Source organism: Vibrio sp. 2134-1 (assembly GCF_033339495.1).
The window spans coordinates 1-710 of the sequence record NZ_JAWOUS010000407.1; the positions used below are offsets into that span (position 1 = coordinate 1).

Sequence of the window (710 nt, forward strand, 5' to 3'; positions counted from 1 at the left end):
GCGACCAATCCTTCATACGTCGCTTGCAGCACGCCTTGATGCGTTTTTAATGCCTGTTTAAGCTGCCAAGGTTCTAACTCTTGCATTTGAGTTCGAACATAGCGAGAAAACTTCCAAGACAACCAAATACAAATACCGACGGCAATGATTCCGAACGATATCAAAGGCAACAACCGTTCGCTTGTCCAGAGATCCAAAGTATCAATCAAATAGCCAACTTTGATCATGCCAATCACATCGCCTTCATTGGAAAAAATGGGAGATATGTAACGAACCGATGGCCCTAAAGATCCCACGCCATAAGAAAGGTAGGACTCGCCGTTTTCCAGCGCTCTTTCAATGTCACCTCCCGATACAGGCAGACCAACGCGTTCAGCGACAGGATGTGCCAGCCGAATTCCTGCGCGATCACTCACAGTGATAAAGTCCGCATCACTCACTGCCTGAACCGCATTGATTATTTCTGACGTTTTGCTTGCGCTACCAGCCCCAACAGCGGTAATAAGGCTGGACAATTGCGAGAGCTGCTGCGACTGAACTTGAGCACGCAGGCTGATTTGATGAGTGAGGATGTCGTCCAACTGATGAGCACTGTAACTCCACCAACTCAACATGCCCAATAGCATTACACCACTAAGCAATACGGCCAGTTGTTTAGTAAAAGAAAAGGAAGCAAACGGCACGATAGGATTCCAAGAGATGACTTGCCC

Annotated in this window: 1 pseudogene; it reads right to left on the bottom strand. The window is 47.6% G+C overall.

Annotated features, from left to right (window positions below):
- Window positions 1-683 (bottom strand): annotated as a pseudogene (locus R7R78_RS26290) (sensor histidine kinase); the annotation flags it as partial.
- Between the last annotated feature and the right edge of the window lie 27 nt (window positions 684-710).